This window comes from Hydrocarboniphaga sp. FW305-C-57, assembly GCF_058783045.1.
Map to the genome: position 1 here is coordinate 124,134 of NZ_JBYSYG010000007.1, position 19,150 is coordinate 143,283.

At 63.3% G+C, this 19,150-nt stretch carries 12 protein-coding genes; 9 read left to right on the forward strand and 3 right to left on the reverse strand.

The features are described 5' to 3' along the window. The first annotated feature begins 95 nt into the window (after window positions 1-95). The 7 genes from AC3WUM_RS15375 (at window position 96) to AC3WUM_RS15405 (ending at window position 12,149) form a co-directional block, all read left to right on the forward strand. On the forward strand, window positions 96-3,122 hold the full coding sequence (locus tag AC3WUM_RS15375; protein WP_492411192.1) for a TonB-dependent receptor domain-containing protein: 3,027 nt from the start codon (window positions 96-98) through the stop codon (window positions 3,120-3,122). Between the two features lie 111 nt (window positions 3,123-3,233). Beyond that, on the forward strand, window positions 3,234-4,625 hold the full coding sequence (locus AC3WUM_RS15380; RefSeq protein ID WP_492411193.1) for a CapA family protein: 1,392 nt from the start codon (window positions 3,234-3,236) through the stop codon (window positions 4,623-4,625). Between the two features lie 324 nt (window positions 4,626-4,949). Next, window positions 4,950-7,997: a TonB-dependent receptor plug domain-containing protein gene (locus AC3WUM_RS15385; RefSeq protein ID WP_492411194.1), complete on the forward strand. Its 3,048-nt coding sequence runs from the start codon at window positions 4,950-4,952 to the stop codon at window positions 7,995-7,997. Between the two features lie 83 nt (window positions 7,998-8,080). Continuing rightward, window positions 8,081-8,830 carry a HupE/UreJ family protein gene (locus AC3WUM_RS15390; protein WP_492411195.1) on the forward strand — a complete coding sequence of 250 codons (750 nt, stop codon included), beginning with the start codon at window positions 8,081-8,083 and terminating at the stop codon, window positions 8,828-8,830. 29 nt (window positions 8,831-8,859) lie between these two features. Further along, window positions 8,860-10,953 (forward strand): TonB-dependent receptor, encoded by a 2,094-nt coding sequence (locus AC3WUM_RS15395; RefSeq protein ID WP_492411196.1) that lies wholly within the window; start codon window positions 8,860-8,862, stop codon window positions 10,951-10,953. 10 nt (window positions 10,954-10,963) lie between these two features. Further along, window positions 10,964-11,689, forward strand: coding sequence for a DUF4198 domain-containing protein (locus AC3WUM_RS15400; RefSeq protein WP_492411197.1), 726 nt, complete (start codon window positions 10,964-10,966; stop codon window positions 11,687-11,689). Window positions 11,690-11,693: 4 nt separating this feature from the next. Next, a complete protein-coding gene (locus tag AC3WUM_RS15405; RefSeq protein ID WP_492411198.1) occupies window positions 11,694-12,149 on the forward strand; it encodes a carboxypeptidase-like regulatory domain-containing protein in 456 nt (151 codons plus the stop codon). A 78-nt stretch (window positions 12,150-12,227) separates the two neighbouring features. On the opposite strand, the gene dgcA is transcribed toward AC3WUM_RS15405, so the two are convergent. The 3 genes from dgcA to AC3WUM_RS15420 form a co-directional block, all read right to left on the reverse strand. Further along, window positions 12,228-13,217 carry an N-acetyl-D-Glu racemase DgcA gene (dgcA, locus tag AC3WUM_RS15410; protein WP_492411199.1) on the reverse strand — a complete coding sequence of 330 codons (990 nt, stop codon included), beginning with the start codon at window positions 13,215-13,217 and terminating at the stop codon, window positions 12,228-12,230. Next, entirely contained in the window at window positions 13,202-14,239 is a 1,038-nt protein-coding gene (dgcN, locus tag AC3WUM_RS15415; RefSeq protein WP_492411200.1) for an N-acetyltransferase DgcN, read from the reverse strand. Before dgcN ends, dgcA begins: the two co-directional genes overlap by 16 nt. 230 nt (window positions 14,240-14,469) lie before the next feature. Beyond that, complete coding sequence (locus tag AC3WUM_RS15420; protein WP_492411201.1) at window positions 14,470-15,339, reverse strand: D-amino acid aminotransferase; 870 nt, start codon at window positions 15,337-15,339, stop codon at window positions 14,470-14,472. Window positions 15,340-15,712: 373 nt separating this feature from the next. Here AC3WUM_RS15420 and AC3WUM_RS15425 point away from each other — a divergent pair, with 373 nt between their 5' ends. Then, the gene (locus AC3WUM_RS15425; protein ID WP_492411415.1) at window positions 15,713-17,218 is read left to right on the forward strand and encodes a M81 family metallopeptidase; all 1,506 of its coding nucleotides are present in this window, start codon (window positions 15,713-15,715) and stop codon (window positions 17,216-17,218) included. Window positions 17,219-17,595: 377 nt separating this feature from the next. Next, window positions 17,596-19,104, forward strand: a complete 1,509-nt coding sequence (locus tag AC3WUM_RS15430; protein WP_492411416.1) for a M81 family metallopeptidase — start codon at window positions 17,596-17,598, stop codon at window positions 19,102-19,104. The last annotated feature ends 46 nt before the right edge of the window (window positions 19,105-19,150 follow it).

Here is a 19,150-nt window from a genome sequence, read left to right on the forward strand (position 1 = left end):
TCGTTCTTGCGTAGCAGTAGTGGCTTTAGTGATGCGCCGGCATCAAATCAAAAAATCTGTTGAGAACCATCGATCATCATTTTGGGGGCTGTCCTGTGTTCATACCGAAGAAAACCACTGTTTCCGACCGCAGCGAGCTGGGCGGCCGGACCTGGAAAGTAGCCGCGGGATCGGCCAAGCATCTGCTTGGAGCGCTCGTCATCACCGGTGCCGCACATGCGCAGGAAGCGCCTGTAACCGAAGTCGCTCAAGCCGCGGCTCCTGCCGGCAGCACCGCTGTCGAAGTCGAAGAGATCATCGTCACCGGTTCGAGCCTCAAGCGTGAAGACGACGCCGCTCTGCCGGTTACCGTCGTCAGCAAGGAAGAGATGGACCTGCGTGACGCAGGTACTCCGGTCGACCTGCTGACCTCGCTGCCCGCCGTTACCGGCGTGCCGCTGAACGAATCCACCCAGGGTGGTGCAGGTGCCCGCGGTGACGTCGCCGGTGTTGCGATGCGTGGCCTGGGTACCGGCTCCACGCTGCTGCTGCTCAACGGCCGCCGTATCGCCGCGCACGGCATCGCCTCGGGCACCAACATGACGGTCAACGCCAACACGATGCCGGCTCGCGGCCTCGAACGCGTCGACGTGCTGCGTGATGGTGCTTCGTCGATCTATGGTTCCGACGCCGTCGCCGGCGTGGTCAACTTCATCGTCGACAACAAGTTCGTCGGCAACGACATCGAAGCGCAGGTCGGCATCACCGAAATCGGCTCGGGTGCCGATCGCCGCATCACGCTGACCCACGGTGGCTATTACTTCGATGAGAAGCTGCACTGGATCACCACCCTCGACGCCTACGATCGCGATCCGCTCGAAAGCTCGGACGTCGGTGGCGACTCGAACAAGCTCTCCAAGGCTCCTTACGGCTTCGATTCCACCAGCGGTCCGTTCTTCGATCGCAACGTCTCGAGTCAGTATCCACGCTTCACCATCGCCGGTGTGAGCGGCACGCGCTACATGGTGCCGACCGCCGATGGCGCGATCGTTCGCAACACGCAGCCGGATCGTACCGATCCGATCGAAGGTCAGGCCTACTTCGACATGAACGAAGGCTACTCGCTGCCTTCGACCACGCGCTTCAACTGGTTCAATCAGGTCGACTACAAGCTCAACGACAGCGTCACGCTGTTCGGCGAAGGTCTGCTGTACTACGCCAAGTCGACCATGGAACGTCCGCCGGTTGCGTACAGCAGCACGGCCGATATCCCGATCGTCATCTCGGCCAGCAACCCGAACAACCCGTTCGGCTCCGACGTCACGCTGCTGAACTATCGCTTCGTCGACAACGGCAACGAGCGCGCCGAAGTCGAAACCATGGCCTACCGTCTGGTGGCTGGTGCTCGTGGCAACTTCAGCGACGCCTGGAACTGGGAAACGGCCGCCACCTATTCGCGCAACGGCACCCACGACATCTCGCAGAATGCGATTCGTGAAAGCGCCATGCGCGCCGCCATCGCCAGTGGCGCCTACAACCCGTTCGGTTATACCTTCTCGGGGACCGGCGCCGGAGCACAGCCGGCCGCGCTTGATCCGAACGACCAGGACGTCATCGACACGTTCTCGCAGCACTTCCGCCAGACTGGCCGCGATATCTTGACCACGGTGGATGCGCGCGTGACCGGCGAGCTGTTCGATACCTGGGCCGGTGCGGTGCAGCTTGCTGCCGGTGGCGAGTACCGCTTCGAGGACTACGCGCTGTATCGCCCGCAGTTCCACGGCATGAACTACGAGAACGATGCCGGCCTCGATCCCGAGAACAACGACTTCGTCCAGGCTTCGCCGGTCGATAACATCTTCGATGATCGCACGGTGACTGCCGGCTTCCTCGAGACCATCATTCCGCTGGCGGCTCCTGAGAACGAATTGCTCGGGCTCTACAGCCTGTCGATCGGTGCTTCGCTGCGCTATGAGCACTATGACGACTTCGGCAGTACTACCAATCCGAAGTTCACCATGGACTGGCGCCCGATCCGCGAGGTCATGATTCGCGGTTCGTACAACGAAGGCTTCCGCGCTCCGAACCTCGCGATGATGAACTACTCGCGTGAAACGGTGGCTTCGTATGCTGACCCGTATCGTCAGGGCCTGTCCGGCGGTGAATCGTCTCCGCGTCTGCAGACCAGCGGTGCGCTCGGTGAGCTTGGCCCGGAAACCTCCAAGGGCGTCACTGCAGGTATCGTGGTCGACATTCCGTGGGTCGAAGGTCTGCGCTTCTCGGTCGACTACTTCCAGATCAAGATGGATAACGTCATCGCGACGCCGAACGCCAGCCAGATCCGCAACGACGACGCCGCGCTGCTGCGCGCCGCGACCGCCGCTGCGCTGGCGGCTGGTCAGTCGATCGACCAGATCGACCTGGGCAGCGGCACCGACAGCTACGCCGGTAACCCGAATGTGGTGCGCGCCGCCGTCACCGATGCCGATCGCGAGGCCTTCGCGGCCTATAACTCCAACCCCGCCAATGCGAACAACCAGCTCGCGACGGTCGGTGCGCTCGTCAACACGCTGACGCCGTTCGCCAATGCGGACAAGCAGGAAGTGGCGGGTTACGACTTCAACATCACCTACAACATGCCGGCCTTCGATTGGGGCAAGGTGTCGTTCTCGACCGACTGGACCTACCTCGACAAGTTCACGCAGACCGGTGGTCTGAGCGGCGTGTCGAGCGTGCTGCTCGGTGCGGATGGCAACACCCGCCTGCGTGGTTCGGCGGCGCTGTCGTGGTCTTACGAAACCTGGGCGGCTGGCCTGTCGGCCTACTACATCGGTGACTACGCGGATACCTCCGCAGTGTTCGCTCCGACGGCTGGCGACACCAGCGTTCCGAACTACGTCAAGACCGTTGGTGGCGTGAAGTACTGGAAGGTGGATGACAACATCACCTTCAACGCCTTCGTCTCCAAGACCCTGGTTTCCGAGAGCAAGCTGTTCGACGGCATGACGGTTCGCGTCGGTGTGAAGAACCTGCTCAACGAAGAGCCGCCGCTCTCGCCGGACATCGCGGGCTACGATGCCGAGGTTTACAACAGCATCGCGATGGGTCGTACCTGGACGCTGCGTCTGAACAAGTCGTTCTAAATCGGTTGTAGCTATACACGCCCAGCAAAGGGTCCGATGCAGCCGCAATGCATCGGACCCTTTGCCGGTCCGTCATCACTCGGTTCATCGAGTCACTTTCCAACAATGGCCATGAAACAGAAAAAACACGTACTCGCGAATCTGATTGTGGGTGCCGCGCTCATGCAGGTGGCTCCGTCGGCTCTCGCGGCCAAGCCTTCTCCGGGGTGGGAGTCCGCGGCGGGCAAGTCCGATGAAATGGTGTTCGCGCTGACTGGCGACTCCATCATCAACCGTCGCATCTCGGTGCAGGCCGTGCCGGGCGGAGACGATCTCTACGGCGTCATTCGCGGCGCCGACGTCGCTTTCACCAATTTTGAAACGCTGATCCACGGTTTCACCGAAGCGCCGGCCGTGCACAGCGGTGGCACCTACATGGGTTCACCGCCGTTCATCACCGATGAACTCAAGTGGGCCGGTTTCGATCTGCTCGGCGCCGCCAACAACCACGCCAACGACTACGGCGTGGAAGGGATGCGCAAGACGATGGAAGCGCTCGACAAGACCGACTTCACCTACGCGGGCATTGGCGAGAACCTCGCGCTCGCGCGTTCGCCCAAGTATCACGACACTTCCAAGGGGCGCGTCGCGCTGATCGGACTTTCTTCGTCGTTCCCGTCCGAAATCGCCGCTGGCGCCCAGCGCAAGGACATTCGTGGCCGCCCGGGCCTGAATCCGCTGCATCACGAAACCACGCATACGGTTCCGCAGGCGACCTTGGACACGCTCAAGCAGCTCAAGGGCCCGAGCAGCTTCACGCTCGGTGGCGCGGACAAGGGCTTCAGGTTCGGCGAAGATTTCTACGTCGTCGGCGACAAGGTTGGCACCAGCACCAAGGCCGACGAGCGCGATCTGAAGGAGCTCGTGGCGAGCGTCAAGGATGCGAACAAGATGGCCGATTGGGTCGTCGTCAGCATTCACGCTCACGAAGGCATCACTGGCGATCGCAGCAAGCCGGCCGAGTTCGTCGAGGAGTTCGCTCACGCGATGATCGATGCCGGTGCCGACATGGTCGTGGGCCACGGTCCGCACATCCTGCGCGGCATCGAAGTCTACAAGGGCAAGCCGATCTTCTATTCGCTCGGCAACTTCATCTTCGAGAACGATCTCGTCGAGTTCCAGCCGTCCGACAACTACGAGAAGACCGGCCTGCCGGCCGATGCACTGCCGGGCGACTACTTCGCCGGCCGCACCAAGAACGACACCGTCGGCTTCCCGGCCGATCGCAAGTTCTGGCAGTCGGTGGTGCCGGAAGTGATCTACAGCAAGGACCGCACGCTCAAGTCGATTCGCCTGCATCCGGTGGCGCTCGGCTATGGCACCTCGCGCGCCAAGCGTGGCCAGCCGTATCCGGCGACGCCCAAGGATGTCGCAGAAATCTTCGGCGACCTCAAGGCGCTCTGCGAGCCGTACGGAACCAGCATCGCAGTGAAGAATGGCGTTGGCACACTGTCCTGGAAGTAAATCTTGAAGCGGCACTCGCCGCGACATTGGAAGCAAGAGCAGCGGGCATCAGCTGCATCGTGGGACACATCGGCCGGGCCAGCATGGTCCGGCCGATGGGAGCGGAAAGCGGAGGACGGTCACGCTGGATCAGCCTCCGTTCGCGGATGTAGTGCAGCAGTAAGGAAAGCAAGCGGCCTGGGGACCGTGAGCTGATGGTGGATGCACCGATCGGTGCGCCATCCGGTCAATCGTTGAGCGAGTCGCGACGGCAGCCTCGATGCTGCCAGGGACGCGGCTTGCCGACGACAACTCAGTCATCGTCTCTAACTCAAGGGGGCTGTCGTGTCATCGCAAAACGTTTCATCCCGTTCCGATCAGCGCAACGCAAGCGCTTCGATCTGGAAGCTTTCCACCAAGGGTCTGCTGAGCGCCCTGGTGCTTGCCACGATGGCGAGCGCGCATGCTCAGGAGGCCGCTCCGGTTTTGCCCGATCCTGCCGACGCATCGCCCGGCCAGGTCGAAGTCGAGCCTAATGCACCGACCGGTGCCACCACCGCCGCCGAGGCGCCGAGCACGCCCACGGCTACCGCCGATTCCACTGCGGAAGTCGAAGAGATCGTCGTCACCGGCTCGCGCATCGTGCGCAATGGCTACGACACGCCGACGCCGGTCACCGTGATCGGTGAAGCCGATCTGCAGGCTTCGGGCCGATCCAACGTCGCCGACTTCGTCAACGAACTGCCGTCGGTCGCCGGCAGCACCGCGCCCGCGACGTCGAACCGCAGCATCAGCGGCGGCACCGCGGGCATCAGCTCGATCAACCTGCGTAGCCTCGGCAACAACCGCACGCTCGTGCTGCTCGACGGCAAGCGCTCGGTGGGTTCGATCGCCAACGGCACCGTCGACATCAACACCTTCCCGCAGGCACTCGTCAAGAACGTCGAAATCGTCACCGGCGGCGCTTCGTCGGTGTACGGCTCCGACGCCGTCTCGGGCGTCGTCAACTTCATCCTCGATCGCAAATACACCGGCCTCAAGGGCAGCGTCGAAGCCGGAGAGACCACCTACGGCGACGATCGCAGCCTGCTCGGCACGCTGACCTTCGGTACCGGCTTCGCCGGCGGCCGCGGCCACTTCCTGATCAACGGCGAAAGCTCGCGCCGCGACGGCATCTTCGGCGTTCCGCGCCAGTGGGCCGAGAAGGGCTGGTACATGGTGCAGAACCCGGCCTACACGGCGACCAACGGCCAGGCGCAGTACATGCCGACCAGCCAGGCCGGCATGGCGGTGATGACGCCGGGCGGCATCATCACCTCGGTGGGCTTCCGCAATCCCGACGGCACGATTACGCAGCGCACGAATACCGCGCTGCAGGGCAACTATTTCGGCGGCAACGGCGTCGTCAATCAGTTCAACTACGGCGCGGTCGGCGGCCAGTGGACCGTCGGTGGCGACTGGAAGCTCGGCCAGTCCTACGACCGTACCTCGCTCGAGCCCGAGAGCAATCGCGATGGCCTGTTCACGCGCCTGAGCTTCGACGTCGCCGACAACCTCAATGTGTTCGCGGAAGCCTCGTACAACAAGAACGAGGCGTATCAGTGGGGCGGCACCAACTCGGACAAGGGCAGCGTCGTCATTCGTTCGGACAATGCTTTCATTCCGGATGAAATCAAGTCGCAGCTCGATGCGCTGGGGGCGACGCAGTTCAACCTCGGCACCTCGAACGCCGACATTCCGACGCGCATCACCGACAACGAGCGCGAAGTGCAGCGCTACGTGCTCGGCTTCGAAGGCAGCTTCGACGTCGGTGCACAGGGCTTCAAGTGGGACGGCTACTACCAGAAAGGCATCACCGACGCGCACGAGGGCCTGTACGTCTACAACACGCAGCGCCTGGCCTGGGCGCAGGATGCGATCGAAGTCAACGGCCAGATCGTCTGTCGTGCCACCGCCAACGGAACCGCGGGCGCCGAGAACTGCGTGCCGTTCAACCGCATGGGCGTGGGCATGAACAGCCAGGAGGCGGTGGACTACATCATGGGTTCGCCGTTCCGCAAGCAGAAGTTCGAGCAGGACGTCGCCGCGGTCAACTTCAGCACCAGCATCGACAATGTCTGGTTCAATCCGATCGGCATCGCGTTCGGCGCCGAACACCGCATCGAAAAGATTTCGGGTGAAGTCGATCCGCAATACTCGAGTGGCTGGGCCTTCGGCAACTTCCTCGTTACCGACGGCAAGTACGACGTGACCGAGGCCTACCTCGAAGCGCTCGTGCCGATTACCGACAGCCTCGAGTTCAACGGGGCCGTGCGCGGCACCGACTACAGCGAGTCGGGTTACGTGACGACCTGGAAGGCGGGCCTGACCTGGTCGCCGTTCGACGACCTCAAGTTGCGCGTGACGCAGTCGCGCGACATCCGTGCGCCGAACCTGCAGGAGCTGTTCCAGGCCGGCCAGCGTCGCACGAACTTCCTCGGCAATCCGTATCAGCTCGATGAAAATGATCAGCCCAAGTCGATGCGTTTCACCGAAACCACGATGGGCAATACCGACCTCAAGCCCGAGAAGGCCGATACGCTGGGCCTGGGCCTGATCTATCGTCCGTCGTTCGTGCCGGGGCTGGGCTTCTCGGTCGACTATTACGACATCGAGATCAACGACGCCATCGGCACGGTCGTGGCCCAGGACATCGTCGACCGCTGCTTCTCCGGGATCACGCAGTTCTGCGGTCAGATCGGGACCGTCGATGGCCGGGGCCTGGATACGACGCAGAGCGACATCCTGATCACGAACCAGCCGTTGAACTTCGTCTCGCAGCGTGCGCGTGGCCTCGATCTGGAAGCCAGCTATTCGGTGCCGATGGCGATGATCTCCGATGGTCTGGAAGGCATGCTGTCGTTCCGCGCGCTGGCGACGCACTATCTCGAAATGTCGTCGGACAACGGCGTGGATGGAGAGATCGATCGCGCGGGCCAGAACAGCGGCGATGGTCCGCCCGACTGGCGCTATCGTCTGTCGGCGACGTACAACCTCGATCGCTTCACGTTCATGCTCACCGGCCGTGGCATCAGTGCCGGTACGTATGACAACACCTACATCGAGTGCAATGGCGATTGCCCGGCTTCGACCGGCCGGAACCGCACGATCACCAACAACAAGATCGCCGGCGCGTTCTACGTCGACACCTTCTTCTCGTACAACCTCGGTGCGAGCGGCAAGTCCAACAACCAGGTGTTCTTCAAGATCATGAACTTCTTCAACGAAGATCCTGAAGCCGTGGGCCTCGGTCCGTCGGACAGCTCCAACGTGGAGCCGGGCGTCAACCGCGCGCTCTACGACTACCTGGGGCGGACCTTCCGCGTCGGTTATCGCTTCGAATTCGGGGCCTGATAAACATCGTGTAGAACCTAGCAAGGGTTGGAGGTGCCCAGCTTGATCGGGCACCTCTTTTTTTGATCACGGGTCATACAAAAGTGAAAAACTTCTTACGTCGCGTGCTGGTTCTGGGCCTGCTCGGTTCATCGGGCTCGGCGCAGGCGCACAACGTCTCGGAGCTCGCCAAGCAGCGCATGCTGGATGGCAACTACCTGGACTTCGCGATGGTGGGAGCCGAGCACATGCTGACCGGCTACGACCATCTGCTGTTCCTGCTCGGAGTGCTGTTCTTTCTCAAGAGCTTCATCGACATCGTCAAGTTCATCACCGCGTTCACCCTGGGCCACACGCTGGTGCTGATCTTCGCGACCAGGGCAGGCATCGGCGCCAATCCCTATCTGATCGATGCGGTGATCGCGCTGACGGTGATCTACAAGGCGTTCGAGAACCTCGATGGCTTCCGTCGCTGGCTCAAGTTCAATGCGCCGAGCCTGTTGCTGATGGTGTTCCTGTTCGGACTCATCCATGGCTTTGGCCTGTCGACGCGCCTGCAGCAGATGACGCTCGCCAAGGACCCGATGCTGGTCTCCAAGGTGATCGCGTTCAACGTCGGCGTCGAGCTCGGGCAGATCGCGGCGCTTACGGTGATGGCCGCGGTGATTCGCCTGTGGCGCGAGACCTCGGCCTGGCCCCTGGTCTCGCGTGTCGCCAACACGGCGCTCATCTGCGCCGGCGCGGTGTTGTTCGTGCAGCAGTTGCAGGGCTATGCGAGTACGCGCGGGAAGGCGGTGACCGAACAGGCGAACGTTTCATTCGAATCGGCCCGTGAAAGGTTTCATCGGGCCTGAAGGCTGTAAAACCCATCACTCGAAATCCAATGATCAAACCCATCATCCCGGCGGCGAGCGCTTCGACTTGCCCGCTGTTCCGCAAGCGCAGCATGGCGGTCGTCGCAAGCCTGATGCTGGCTCCGGCCTATGCCCAGAGCCCAAGCGGCACGAGCGACGTCCAGATCGCCGCCGCCGAAGTGGCCGTCATGGAAGAGGTCATCGTCAAGGGCCAGTCCTTGCGCCGTGCAGACAGTGGCTACTCGTCGACGACGCTCGATCAGCAGCAGATTCGCGACGAACGCGTCTCGCAGGCGCAGGAGCTGTTTCGCCAGGTGCCCGGCATGAACGTGCTCGACTACGGCCTGCCGGGTGTCGGCAGCGCGGTGGTCATTCGCGGCTTTGGCGGCGGCGGTCATGGCGGCGATCTGGGTACCGTCCTCGATGGCATTCCGCTCAACGAGGCGATGTCGCACGCCGATGGCTACGTCGACTTCAGCGTCGTGGTGCCGCTCGAGATCGATCAGATGACGGTGTTCAAGGGTCCGGTGTCCGCGCTCTATGGCAACTTCAATCGTGGCGGTCTCGTCAACCTGGTCACGCGCAAGACCGGCGACTACCTGCAGGCCGACTTCGCGCTCGGCGCTTTCGATACCTTCGATGCACAAGTCGCGACCGGAACACCGATCGGCGAAAGCCAGCAGCTCAACCTCGCCGCGCAGGCGTATCACAGCGATGGCTTCCGTCCGCAGTCGCGTACCGATCGCGGAACCTTCGCGGGGCGCTGGAGCATCGCCGCGACCGAGAAGCTGCAGTTCGCGGTCTCCGCGCGCGTGCATGAGGCGAACTCGGCCGGTCCCTCGTACATGACGCAGTCGCAGTTCGACCGTGATCCTTATGGCATCGATCCAAACGTGCAGAACGACGGAGCGGAAAAGGGCTTCTCGACGTTCAGGCTCGATGCGAATTACACCCTGAGCAAGACGCTCAAACTGCTCAGCTTCGCTTACACCACGCGGCAGGACTTCACGCGCTGGTTCACGCGTCCGGTCAATGCGACCGAATGGCGGCAGCGGGAGGAGACCTACGATCGCGAAGTCTACGGCCTGGGTACGAGTCTCAATGGCCGCCAGCAACTGCTCGACAAACCGATCAACTGGGTGGCCGGCGTCGAGGGCTTTACCGAGCGGACCGACTATGCGTACTACGATGGCCTAGACCATCGGCAGCGTCTGAATCCGGCGATCAACGATCGTCGCGCCGAGCTCGACAGCCTGTCGGCGTTCGCCGAAGCGGACTGGAGCCTGCATTCGCTGTTCATGCCGTCGCTGGGCCTGCGCGTCGATCGTTTCAGCGGCGATTGCTCGCTCAATGGCCCGGAGACCAGCACGAGCCCCTGCGGCGACCTCAACGATCTCGACAACCTGAGCCCCAAGCTCGCGCTGCGCATGCAGCCCTGGAGCTGGCTGGGGCTGCGCGCGAGCTGGGCGCAGGGTTTCGCGCTGCCGAGCGGCTTCATCAAGTACGCGGCGTCGGCCAGTTCGCTCGATCCGAACGTCTTCAAGCAGACCGAGATCGGCGCCACGATCAAGCCCGTCCAGGGCGTTGCCTTCGACATTGCCGCGTTTCGCCTGAGCTCGACCAACGAAGTGCGCACGCTGGCGACCGGCGATTACGACAACTTCGGAGCGACCCTGCGCCGTGGCATCGAGAGCAGCCTGCAATGGCGTCCGCTCGCTGCCTTGGAACTGTCGGCCGTCTATGCCTACACCGATTCCGAGATCAGGAAGAACGGCAACGCTGCGCTGATCGGCAACGAGGTTGCGGGTGTTTCGCGTGACACCGCGACGCTCAATGCGCGCTGGCTGCCGGATCAGGACTGGGCCTTCGATGCCACCTGGCGTCTCGTCGGCGACTACGAGATCGATGCGGCAAACTCCGAACGATCGGCCAGCTTCACCACGGTGGATGTCGGCGCGACGCGCGCCGTTCGCAGTGGATTACACGTATATCGCTTCTACCTGAGCCTCGACAACGTCACCGACCGTGTTTACTCCGCGTCGACGACGCGCATCGGCGGACAGACGCTTTACGCACCGGCCGCACCGCGCACGTTGCGCGCCGGCGTTCAATTCGATTTCTAAGGAGACCTTCATGTCGATGAACATCGTTCGATCCATCCGCTCTCTGGCCGGCATCGGCTTCGCCGCCGCCACGCTGTTCTCCGCCAGTGTTTCGGCGCACACGGTGTGGCTGCAACCCGATTCGACGCCGGGCGTCTACCGTGTCTACTTCGGTGGCCATGCGGGCAAGCTCGAATCGTATCCGGCCGACAAGCTCAAATCCGCCGAGGCCTATGACGCAAGCGGCAAGCGCATCGACATGATCAGAACCGATGCCGCCGACGGTGTGCGCCTGCGCCCGGCGCGCGAGCCGGCGCTGATCGCGATGCATTACGAAAACGGCATCTGGGCGCGCACGCCCGAAGGTCGCAGCGTGAACAAGACCATGGATGCCGTGCCTGGCTCCAAGCAGGCGACCAACGCGGTCAAGTATCACAAGACCATCCTGCAGTGGACGCCGTTCGTGACGCAGGCGATCGGCCAGCCTTTCGAAGTCACGCCGCTCGATGTCAGGGCCCCGCGCGCGGGCGAGCCGCTGCGCGTGCGCGTCACGATCGACGGCAAGCCCGCGGCCGGCATCAAGATCGGTCGCGACGAAGAAGGCAGCGAAGGTGTGACCGATGCGGACGGTGTGACGAGCTTCGTGCCGACGAGGGGCTTCAACAAGCTGTGGTCCGGCCAGCGCACGAAAGTCAGCGGCAACCGCGAGTTCACCGAGTTCAGCTACGAGTACCTGTTCGGGTTCTATGCGGAGTAATGCAATGCGAAAGATCAAGCCGATGTGCGCGGGCCTGCTGTTGTCGATGGTTTCGCTCGCGGTGCACGCTCATGGCTTGCTAGTGAGCGTGAAAGGCGAGGGAAGCAGCATTGTCGGTACTGTCTACTATTCGGATGGAGCGCTGGCGGTCGGCGAGTTCGTGCAGCTCATCGACACTGACGCGCCTTCCGAGCCACCTCGCACTGGCAATGCCGACAGCGACGGTCGTTTCCGCTTCGATGACGCGACGGTCGGACATCGCTATCGCATCATCGTCGAAGGCGAAGAGGGACACGTCACCGAAATGGAGCTGCTGCTGGCCGAAGGCGAAAAAGCCAGGCTCAACGATGCCGATGGCGCCGCCGAAGACGAGGGCGGGTTCCCGGCCTGGCTGGTGATCGGTGGCTTGCTGGTGTTGTCGGCGATCCCGGCCTATCTGCTGAAAAAGAAGAAGCCGTGAGCGGCGTTTGAAAGAAAAAAACCCGGAGCAGGCTCCGGGTTTTTCTGATGCGTGATCGAAGCGCGCTTTTCGATCCGCTCAGCCACCGCCCCAGACGTAGCCTTCGGGCGCGACGAGCTGACCATCACGCAGATAGGCGCCCCCCTTGTAGTCCTGCTCGAGCCAGAGCGGGCCATCGAGGTCGACGAAGCTGGCGTGGCGTGCGATGTGAAAGGCCGGCGCGATGCCGAGCGAGCTGCAGATCATGCAGCCGCTCATGATCTGCATGCCGGCCGATTGCGCGTTCCACAGCAGTTGCAGGGCACCCGTGAGTCCGCCGGCCTTGTCGAGCTTGATGTTGATGGCCTGATAGCGGTTCAGCAGTCTCGGCAGGTCTTCGGCGACGTGACAGGATTCGTCCGCGCAGATCGGGCGCAACGGAACGAAGCCTTCGAGCGCCGCGTCTTCGTCCGCAGGCAAGGGTTGCTCGACGAGGTCGACGCGCGCCTCGACGAGAATCGGCTGCATGGCCTTGAGGATCTCGAAGGTCCAGCTCTCGTTCGGATCGACGATGAGCCTGGCGTCGGGCGCCGCGGCGCGCACCGCGAGCAGCTGGGTCTCGGGATCATCGGCATCGACCTTGACCTTGAGCAGCGGGGCATTGCGAAGCTTGAGCGCCGCCGCGTGCATGGCCTCGACGCTGTCCAGGCTCACGGTCAGCGCGCTGACGAGCGCAGGCAAGGGGCCGAGCCCGAGCTGATCGTGCACGGGGCGGCCGATCTGCTGCGCAGCCAGGTCCCAGTACGCGCAGTCGATCGCATTTCGTGCGGCGCCAGGCGCGAGCGCCTCCTGCAGTTGCGATTGCGAAAGCCCGCTGGCAATCGCGTCGGAAACCTCGTTGATCTGCTCGATCACCGATTCCACGGTTTCGCCGTAGCGCGCATAGGGAACCGCTTCGCCGCGTCCGCGCCGATCGCCCATCCGAAGCTCGACGACGACCACCTCGGTCGCCACCCTGACTCCTCGCGAGATTCGAAACGGAGCCGTGAGCGGCAGCGACTGTCGGATAACGCTCAGCGTGGGAAACATTGGAGAAGTTGGTTGGTGATGCGTTCGACGCCGCTGGCGACCGGATCTTCGCAAGGCAATCCCAGGGCGTCTTCCGCGGCCTTGCAGGCGTCGACCGCAGCCTGTGGCGTGAGCCTGGAGGTGTTCAGCGCGATGCCGACGGCGACGACATCGGGCTGCGTGAGACGGGCTTGCTGCAGGTTGGATTCGAGCGTGGCTTTGAGACTCGGCAGCGCGTAATGCGGCAGGCCGCGCATGTGCGGACGCAGCGGCTCGTGGCACAGCACGAGCGCATCGGGCTGGGCGCCGTGCAGCAGGCCGAGCGAGACCCCCGCGTACGACGGATGGAACAGCGAGCCCTGGCCTTCGATGAGATCCCAGCCGTCGTCTTCGCGGCCCGGCGTGAGCCACTCGGCGCCGCCCGAGATGAAGTCTGCGATGAGCGCGTCGATCGGAACGCCGGAGCCCGCGATGAGGATGCCGGTCTGCCCGGTGGCGCGGAAATCGGCAGGGATGCCGCGCTTGCGCAGCTCGCGCTCGATCGCCAGCGTCGTGTACATCTTGCCGACCGAGCAATCGGTGCCGACCGTGAGCAGGCGACGGCCCGGACGTGGCAGGCCTTTGCCGACGGAGAGCTCGTACGGGAAGCTGCGCGCATCGAACAGCACGCGCCCGGTGCGTCGCGCCGTCTCGGCGATCTCGGCGACCGAATCGAGCCGCTGATGCAGGCCCGAGGCGACGTCGAGTCCGGCCTCGAGCGCGGCGACGATGTCCTGCACGTTGTGTGCGCTGAGCTTGCCGCCGGCATTGGCGAGCCCGACGACCATGGTGTTCGCGCCGGCGGCCCTGGCCTCGGCGAACGTGAGTTCGCGCAGCTCGAGGCTCGCACGGCAGTCCGGCCGGCGGAATTGCCCGATGCACCAGTCGGGCCGCCAGAACGCGAGCCCGCGAGCGGTCTTGATCGCGAGATCGTCCGACGCGTCGCCGAGGTACAGCAGATAGGGCGGCCCCCAGGCTGGCGCGGGGGACGGGTTGAGGATCATGAGGTCAGGCTTGGCTGGAGCAGCGTGGGTATCCGAAGAATCACTGAAGTCCCGGGCGCACCACCGGCGATGAGCGCAGTGGAATATCGCGGCGGAGACGTCGAAGTGAGACGGGCCGATGCTTGAACGATAGCCGTCCCTACGTAGACCTATCTAATCAAAAGACGGAGGGAATACATAACCACGAGTTATTCGCGTGCGATGCCGCGATCCATCGATGCAGCGGTGACTCAGTTCGAGCTGCTGCAGACGCTGAGCTTGTAGTCGACGAACAGCCGGGCGAACGACTTCCAGCGTTCCCCCGGAATGCCGTGACCGATCCTGCGCGTGTCGACGCTCACGATCGGGGTGATGTCCTTGGTCGAGCTGCTGATCCAGATCTCGTCCGCATCGTAGAGCTCGGCCTTGGAAATCTCCCGTTCCTCTAACGGAACGTGGTGGCGCGCGCACAACTCGATGATCAGCTCGCGCGTGATGCCGTTGAGAATGCGCGTGCTGCGCGGCGGCGTGCCGATGCGTCCATCCTTGATCAGGAACACGTTGGTCGAAGCGCCTTCGGTAACCATGCCATCGCGGATCAGGATCGCCTCGGCCGCGCCCATCGCATAAGCCTGCTGCTTGGCGAGCACGTTCGGCAGCAGCGAGACCGACTTGATGTCGCAGCGTCCCCAGCGGATGTCCTCGAGCGTGATCGCGGCGAAGCCGAGCGCCGCGTCCGGATCGTGGGTCGGAGACCGCGTCATCGGCGTGGCCGACATGAAAACCGTCGGTGGTACGGCCGGATACGGAAACGGGTGATCGCGCTTGTCGGGCGCGCCGCGCGTGACCTGCAGGTAGAGGCTCAGTTCGCCGCCGCCGTTGCGGCGTACGAGCTCGCGACACAGTTCGATCCATTCGGGGACGCTGTGAGGCGAGGGAATCTGCAGGCCATCGAGCGAGCGTTCGAGCCGGCGCAAATGCTGCTCGGCGCGGAACGCCACGCCGTTGAATACCGGGATGACTTCGTAGATGCCGTCGGCGAACAAGAAGCCCCGGTCCATCGGAGAGATGCGGGCCTGGCTGGCTTCGATGAAGCTGCCGTTGAGGAAAACCTCGCTCATGCGGATGCGGACCGGAAAACTTTTCGAATGATTGGCGACGACGCGCAAATCATATCAGGAGGCCACGGCCGGTCAGCCCGGAGCCTTGGCATTAGAAGGAGCCTGGGCGCATAACCGGAAGTTATGCCGGAAGCGAATCATTTCATTGGATCGATGCGGAACCGAAACCTACTTTCCCAGGCCATGGACCGCGGGGCCATGGCGATCAGCGGACCCGGCGGCCGAACCTTTCTCCACACCGGACAAAATCTAAGTGAAAATGTTCCAGCGCTTCACGGCCGTGCTTGCCTTGGGGGCGGTTGCCTTGCTGTCGTCCGTGCAGGCGCAAGCGGCCACCGCCACCTCCGCGAAATCGGGCTCGGCGCAAAAGCCGCTGCGCATCGCGGTCATGCGCTTCGAGCACGAGACGGTCACCTTCCTGCCGTTCGATACCGTCAAGGACGACTTCATCTACGAAGGCTCGCCCGCGCGCGGTGATGCGCTGCTCGAAGGCGCCAGCTATGACAAGAGCCGTTCTTCGATCGGCGGCTTCGTCAAGGTGGCTCGCGAGCATGCGAACGTCGAGCTCGTCGGCATCGAATCGCCGCTCGGTTCGAAGAAGGGGACCGGCTCGGGCTGGATCACCAAGGAAGCCTTCGATTACTTCGTCGACAACATGATCAAGGACATCAAGGCGCAAGGGCCGTTCGACGGCGCCTACCTGTCGCTGCATGGCGCGATGGGTGTTCGTGACGTCGCCAAGCCCGAAGCGGTGATCGCGCGCCGCGTGCGCGAAGCCATCGGCCCGAAGGCGATGATCGTCGGCACCTTCGATCCGCACGGCAACGAGGACGAAGACTTCCTCAAGTACGCGAACCTCGCGTTCACGATCAAGTACTACCCGCATTACGACGGCTATCTGCAGGGCGAGCGTGCCGCGCGCACGCTGATCCGTGCGCTGCGTGGCGACTACAAGCCGACGACCGCGACGCGCAAGCCGCCGATCATCACGGCGTCGGTGCTGCAGTGGACGGGTGCTTCGCCGTGGATGGATCTCGTGCAGCGCGCGCTGGTCTGGGAAGCGCGTTCGCCGGACGTCTACGTGAACTTCTACTACGGCTTTGCGTTCGCCGACGTGGTCGATGCGGGCATGACCTTCCAGGTGATGACCAACGGCGATCCGGAACTCGCGAACAAGATCGCCGACGACATGGCGAATACCGCCTGGCGCCTGCGCAAGGAACTCGTGTCGGGCACCAAGGTGTACTCGCACACCGAGGGCGTGAAGCTCGCCAAGGAAGCGATCGTCAAGGGCAAGACGCCGTTCGTGCTGGCCGACCACAGCGATCGCTCGGGTGCCGCGACCTGGCTGCTCAAGCAGATCATCGACCAGAAGCTGTCCGGCACACTGATCGGTACGATCGCGGATCCCGAGGCCATCGAGACGCTGCGCAAGAAGGGCGTCAAGGTCGGCGACAAGTTCGACATGATGATCGGCGGCAGGCTCGACGAATCGGCCGGCGATCCGGTGCGCGTGGTTGGCACCGTGAACACGGTCAGCGGCCCGGCCGGCGACGCCAAGGGCGCCCAGCTCTGGGTCAGCGTCAAGTTCGGTGACGGCAACGTCGTCATCATCAGCCCGAACCTGTTCCAGGTGCGCTGGCCCGAGGTGTTCAACGACATCGGCATCAACCCGGCCGACTTCAAGGGCTTCGCGATCAAGTCGCGCGTGCACTTCCGCCGCGGCTTCTACGACAACGGCTACGCGCCGACGATCCTGCTCGTCGAGCCCGACCAGCCTTTCCTCGGCACGGTGCGCCTCGAAGGCCTCAAGTACCAGCATCTGAAGCTCGACAAGTTCTACCCGTACGGCAAGAACGTGACGTATCCGGCCAAGTAAACCTGCCCCGAAATCGCGAGTCTCGCTTGCAGGAATGTCAGGGGCGGCACCAGCACGGTGCCGCCCCTTTTCGTTTCGGTGCGGTACGCGGTGGGCTTCGGGAGCCTGCCGCGACTCGATAACCCCAGGTTATGCGTCCCCAGCGTCAATTCATTGGATCACGGCGCAATCCGCCCCCTATCGTCGGTAATGGACTGCCACGGCTCGACCAGCGTCGTCTGGTCGATACGCTGGTTCTCCACCCTCTCATCGCTCGCCGGCTGACTCCCATGCACATGATTCGTCGCTTGCTCGCCGTTCTCGTTGTCGGATCCTTCGCGCTGCTCAGCGCTCCTGCTCTGGCCGCGCCCGCCAAATCATCCTCGGCGCAGAAGCCCATCCGCATCGCCGTCATGAAGTTCTCGCACGAGACCGTGACCTTCCTGCCATACGAGACGACCAAGGACGATTTCATCTACGAAGGTTCGCCGGCGCGCGGTGAAGCGCTGCTGGAATCGCAGCCGAGCGGCTACATCGGCGGCTTCGTGAAGGTGGCTCGCGAGCATGCGAACGTCGAGCTCGTCGGCATCGAATCGCCACTCGGTTCGAAGAAGGGCTCGGGCTCGGGCTGGATCACCAAGGAAGCCTTCGATCACTTCGTCGACAACATGATCAAGGATCTGAAGGCGCAGGGCCCGTTCGACGGCGCCTATCTGTCGCTGCACGGCGCGATGGGTGTGAAGGACGTCGCCAAGCCCGAAGCGGTGATCGCGCGTCGCGTGCGTGAAGCCATCGGTCCGAAGGCCTACATCGTCGGCACCTTCGATCCGCACGGCAACGAGGACGACGAGTTCCTCAAGTACGCGAACCTCGCGTTCACGATCAAGTACTACCCCCACTACGACGGCCAGCTGCAAGGCGAGCGCGCAGCGCGCACGCTGATCCGCAGCATCCGCGGCGACTACAAGCCGACCACCGCGACGCGCAAGCCGCCGATCATCACCGCGTCCGTGCTGCAGTGGACGGGTGCCTCGCCGTGGATGGACCTCGTGCAGCGCGCGCTGGTCTGGGAAGCCCGCTCGCCGGACGTCTACGTGAACTTCTACTACGGCTTTGCGTTCGCCGACGTGGTCGATGCGGGCATGACCTTCCAGGTGATGACCAATGGCGATCCGGAACTCGCGAACAAGATCGCCGACGACATGGCCAGCACCGCCTGGCGCCTGCGCAAGGAACTCGTCTCGGGCACCAAGGTGTATTCGCATACCGAAGGCGTGAAGCTCGCCAAGGAAGCGATCAAGAGTGGCAAGACGCCGTTCGTGCTGGCCGATCACAGCGACCGCTCGGGCGCCGCGACCTGGCTGCTCAAGCAGATCATCGACCAGAAGCTCAGCAACACGCTGATCGGCACCATCGCCGACAACGACGTGATCGAAGCCCTGCGCAAGAAGGGCGTCAAGGTCGGCGACAAGTTCGACATGATGGTCGGCGGCAAGCTCGACGAATCGGCCGGTGAGCCGGTGCGCGTGGTCGGTACCGTCAACACCGTCAGCGGCGGCATGAACCGTCGTGGCGGTGGCAATGCGGCTTCGTCGCAGCTTTGGGTCAGCGTCAAGTTCGGTGACGGCAACGTGCTGATCATCAGCCCCTACCTGCATCAGAACACCGAGCCGGAAGCCTTTCTCGACATCGGCATCAACCCGGCCGACTTCAAGGGCTTCGCGATCAAGTCTCGCGTGCATTTCCGCCGTGGCTATTACGACAGCGGCTATGCCAAGACGATCCTGCTCGTCGAGCCCGACCAGCCCTTCCTCGGCACGGTCCGGCTCGAAGGCCTGGATTACCAGCATCTCAAGCTCGACAAGCTGTATCCGTACGGCAAGAACGTGACGTACCCGGCCAAGTGATCGGGCGGGTGGCCTCTCTCCGATTCAACAACAGGATTCGCATCGA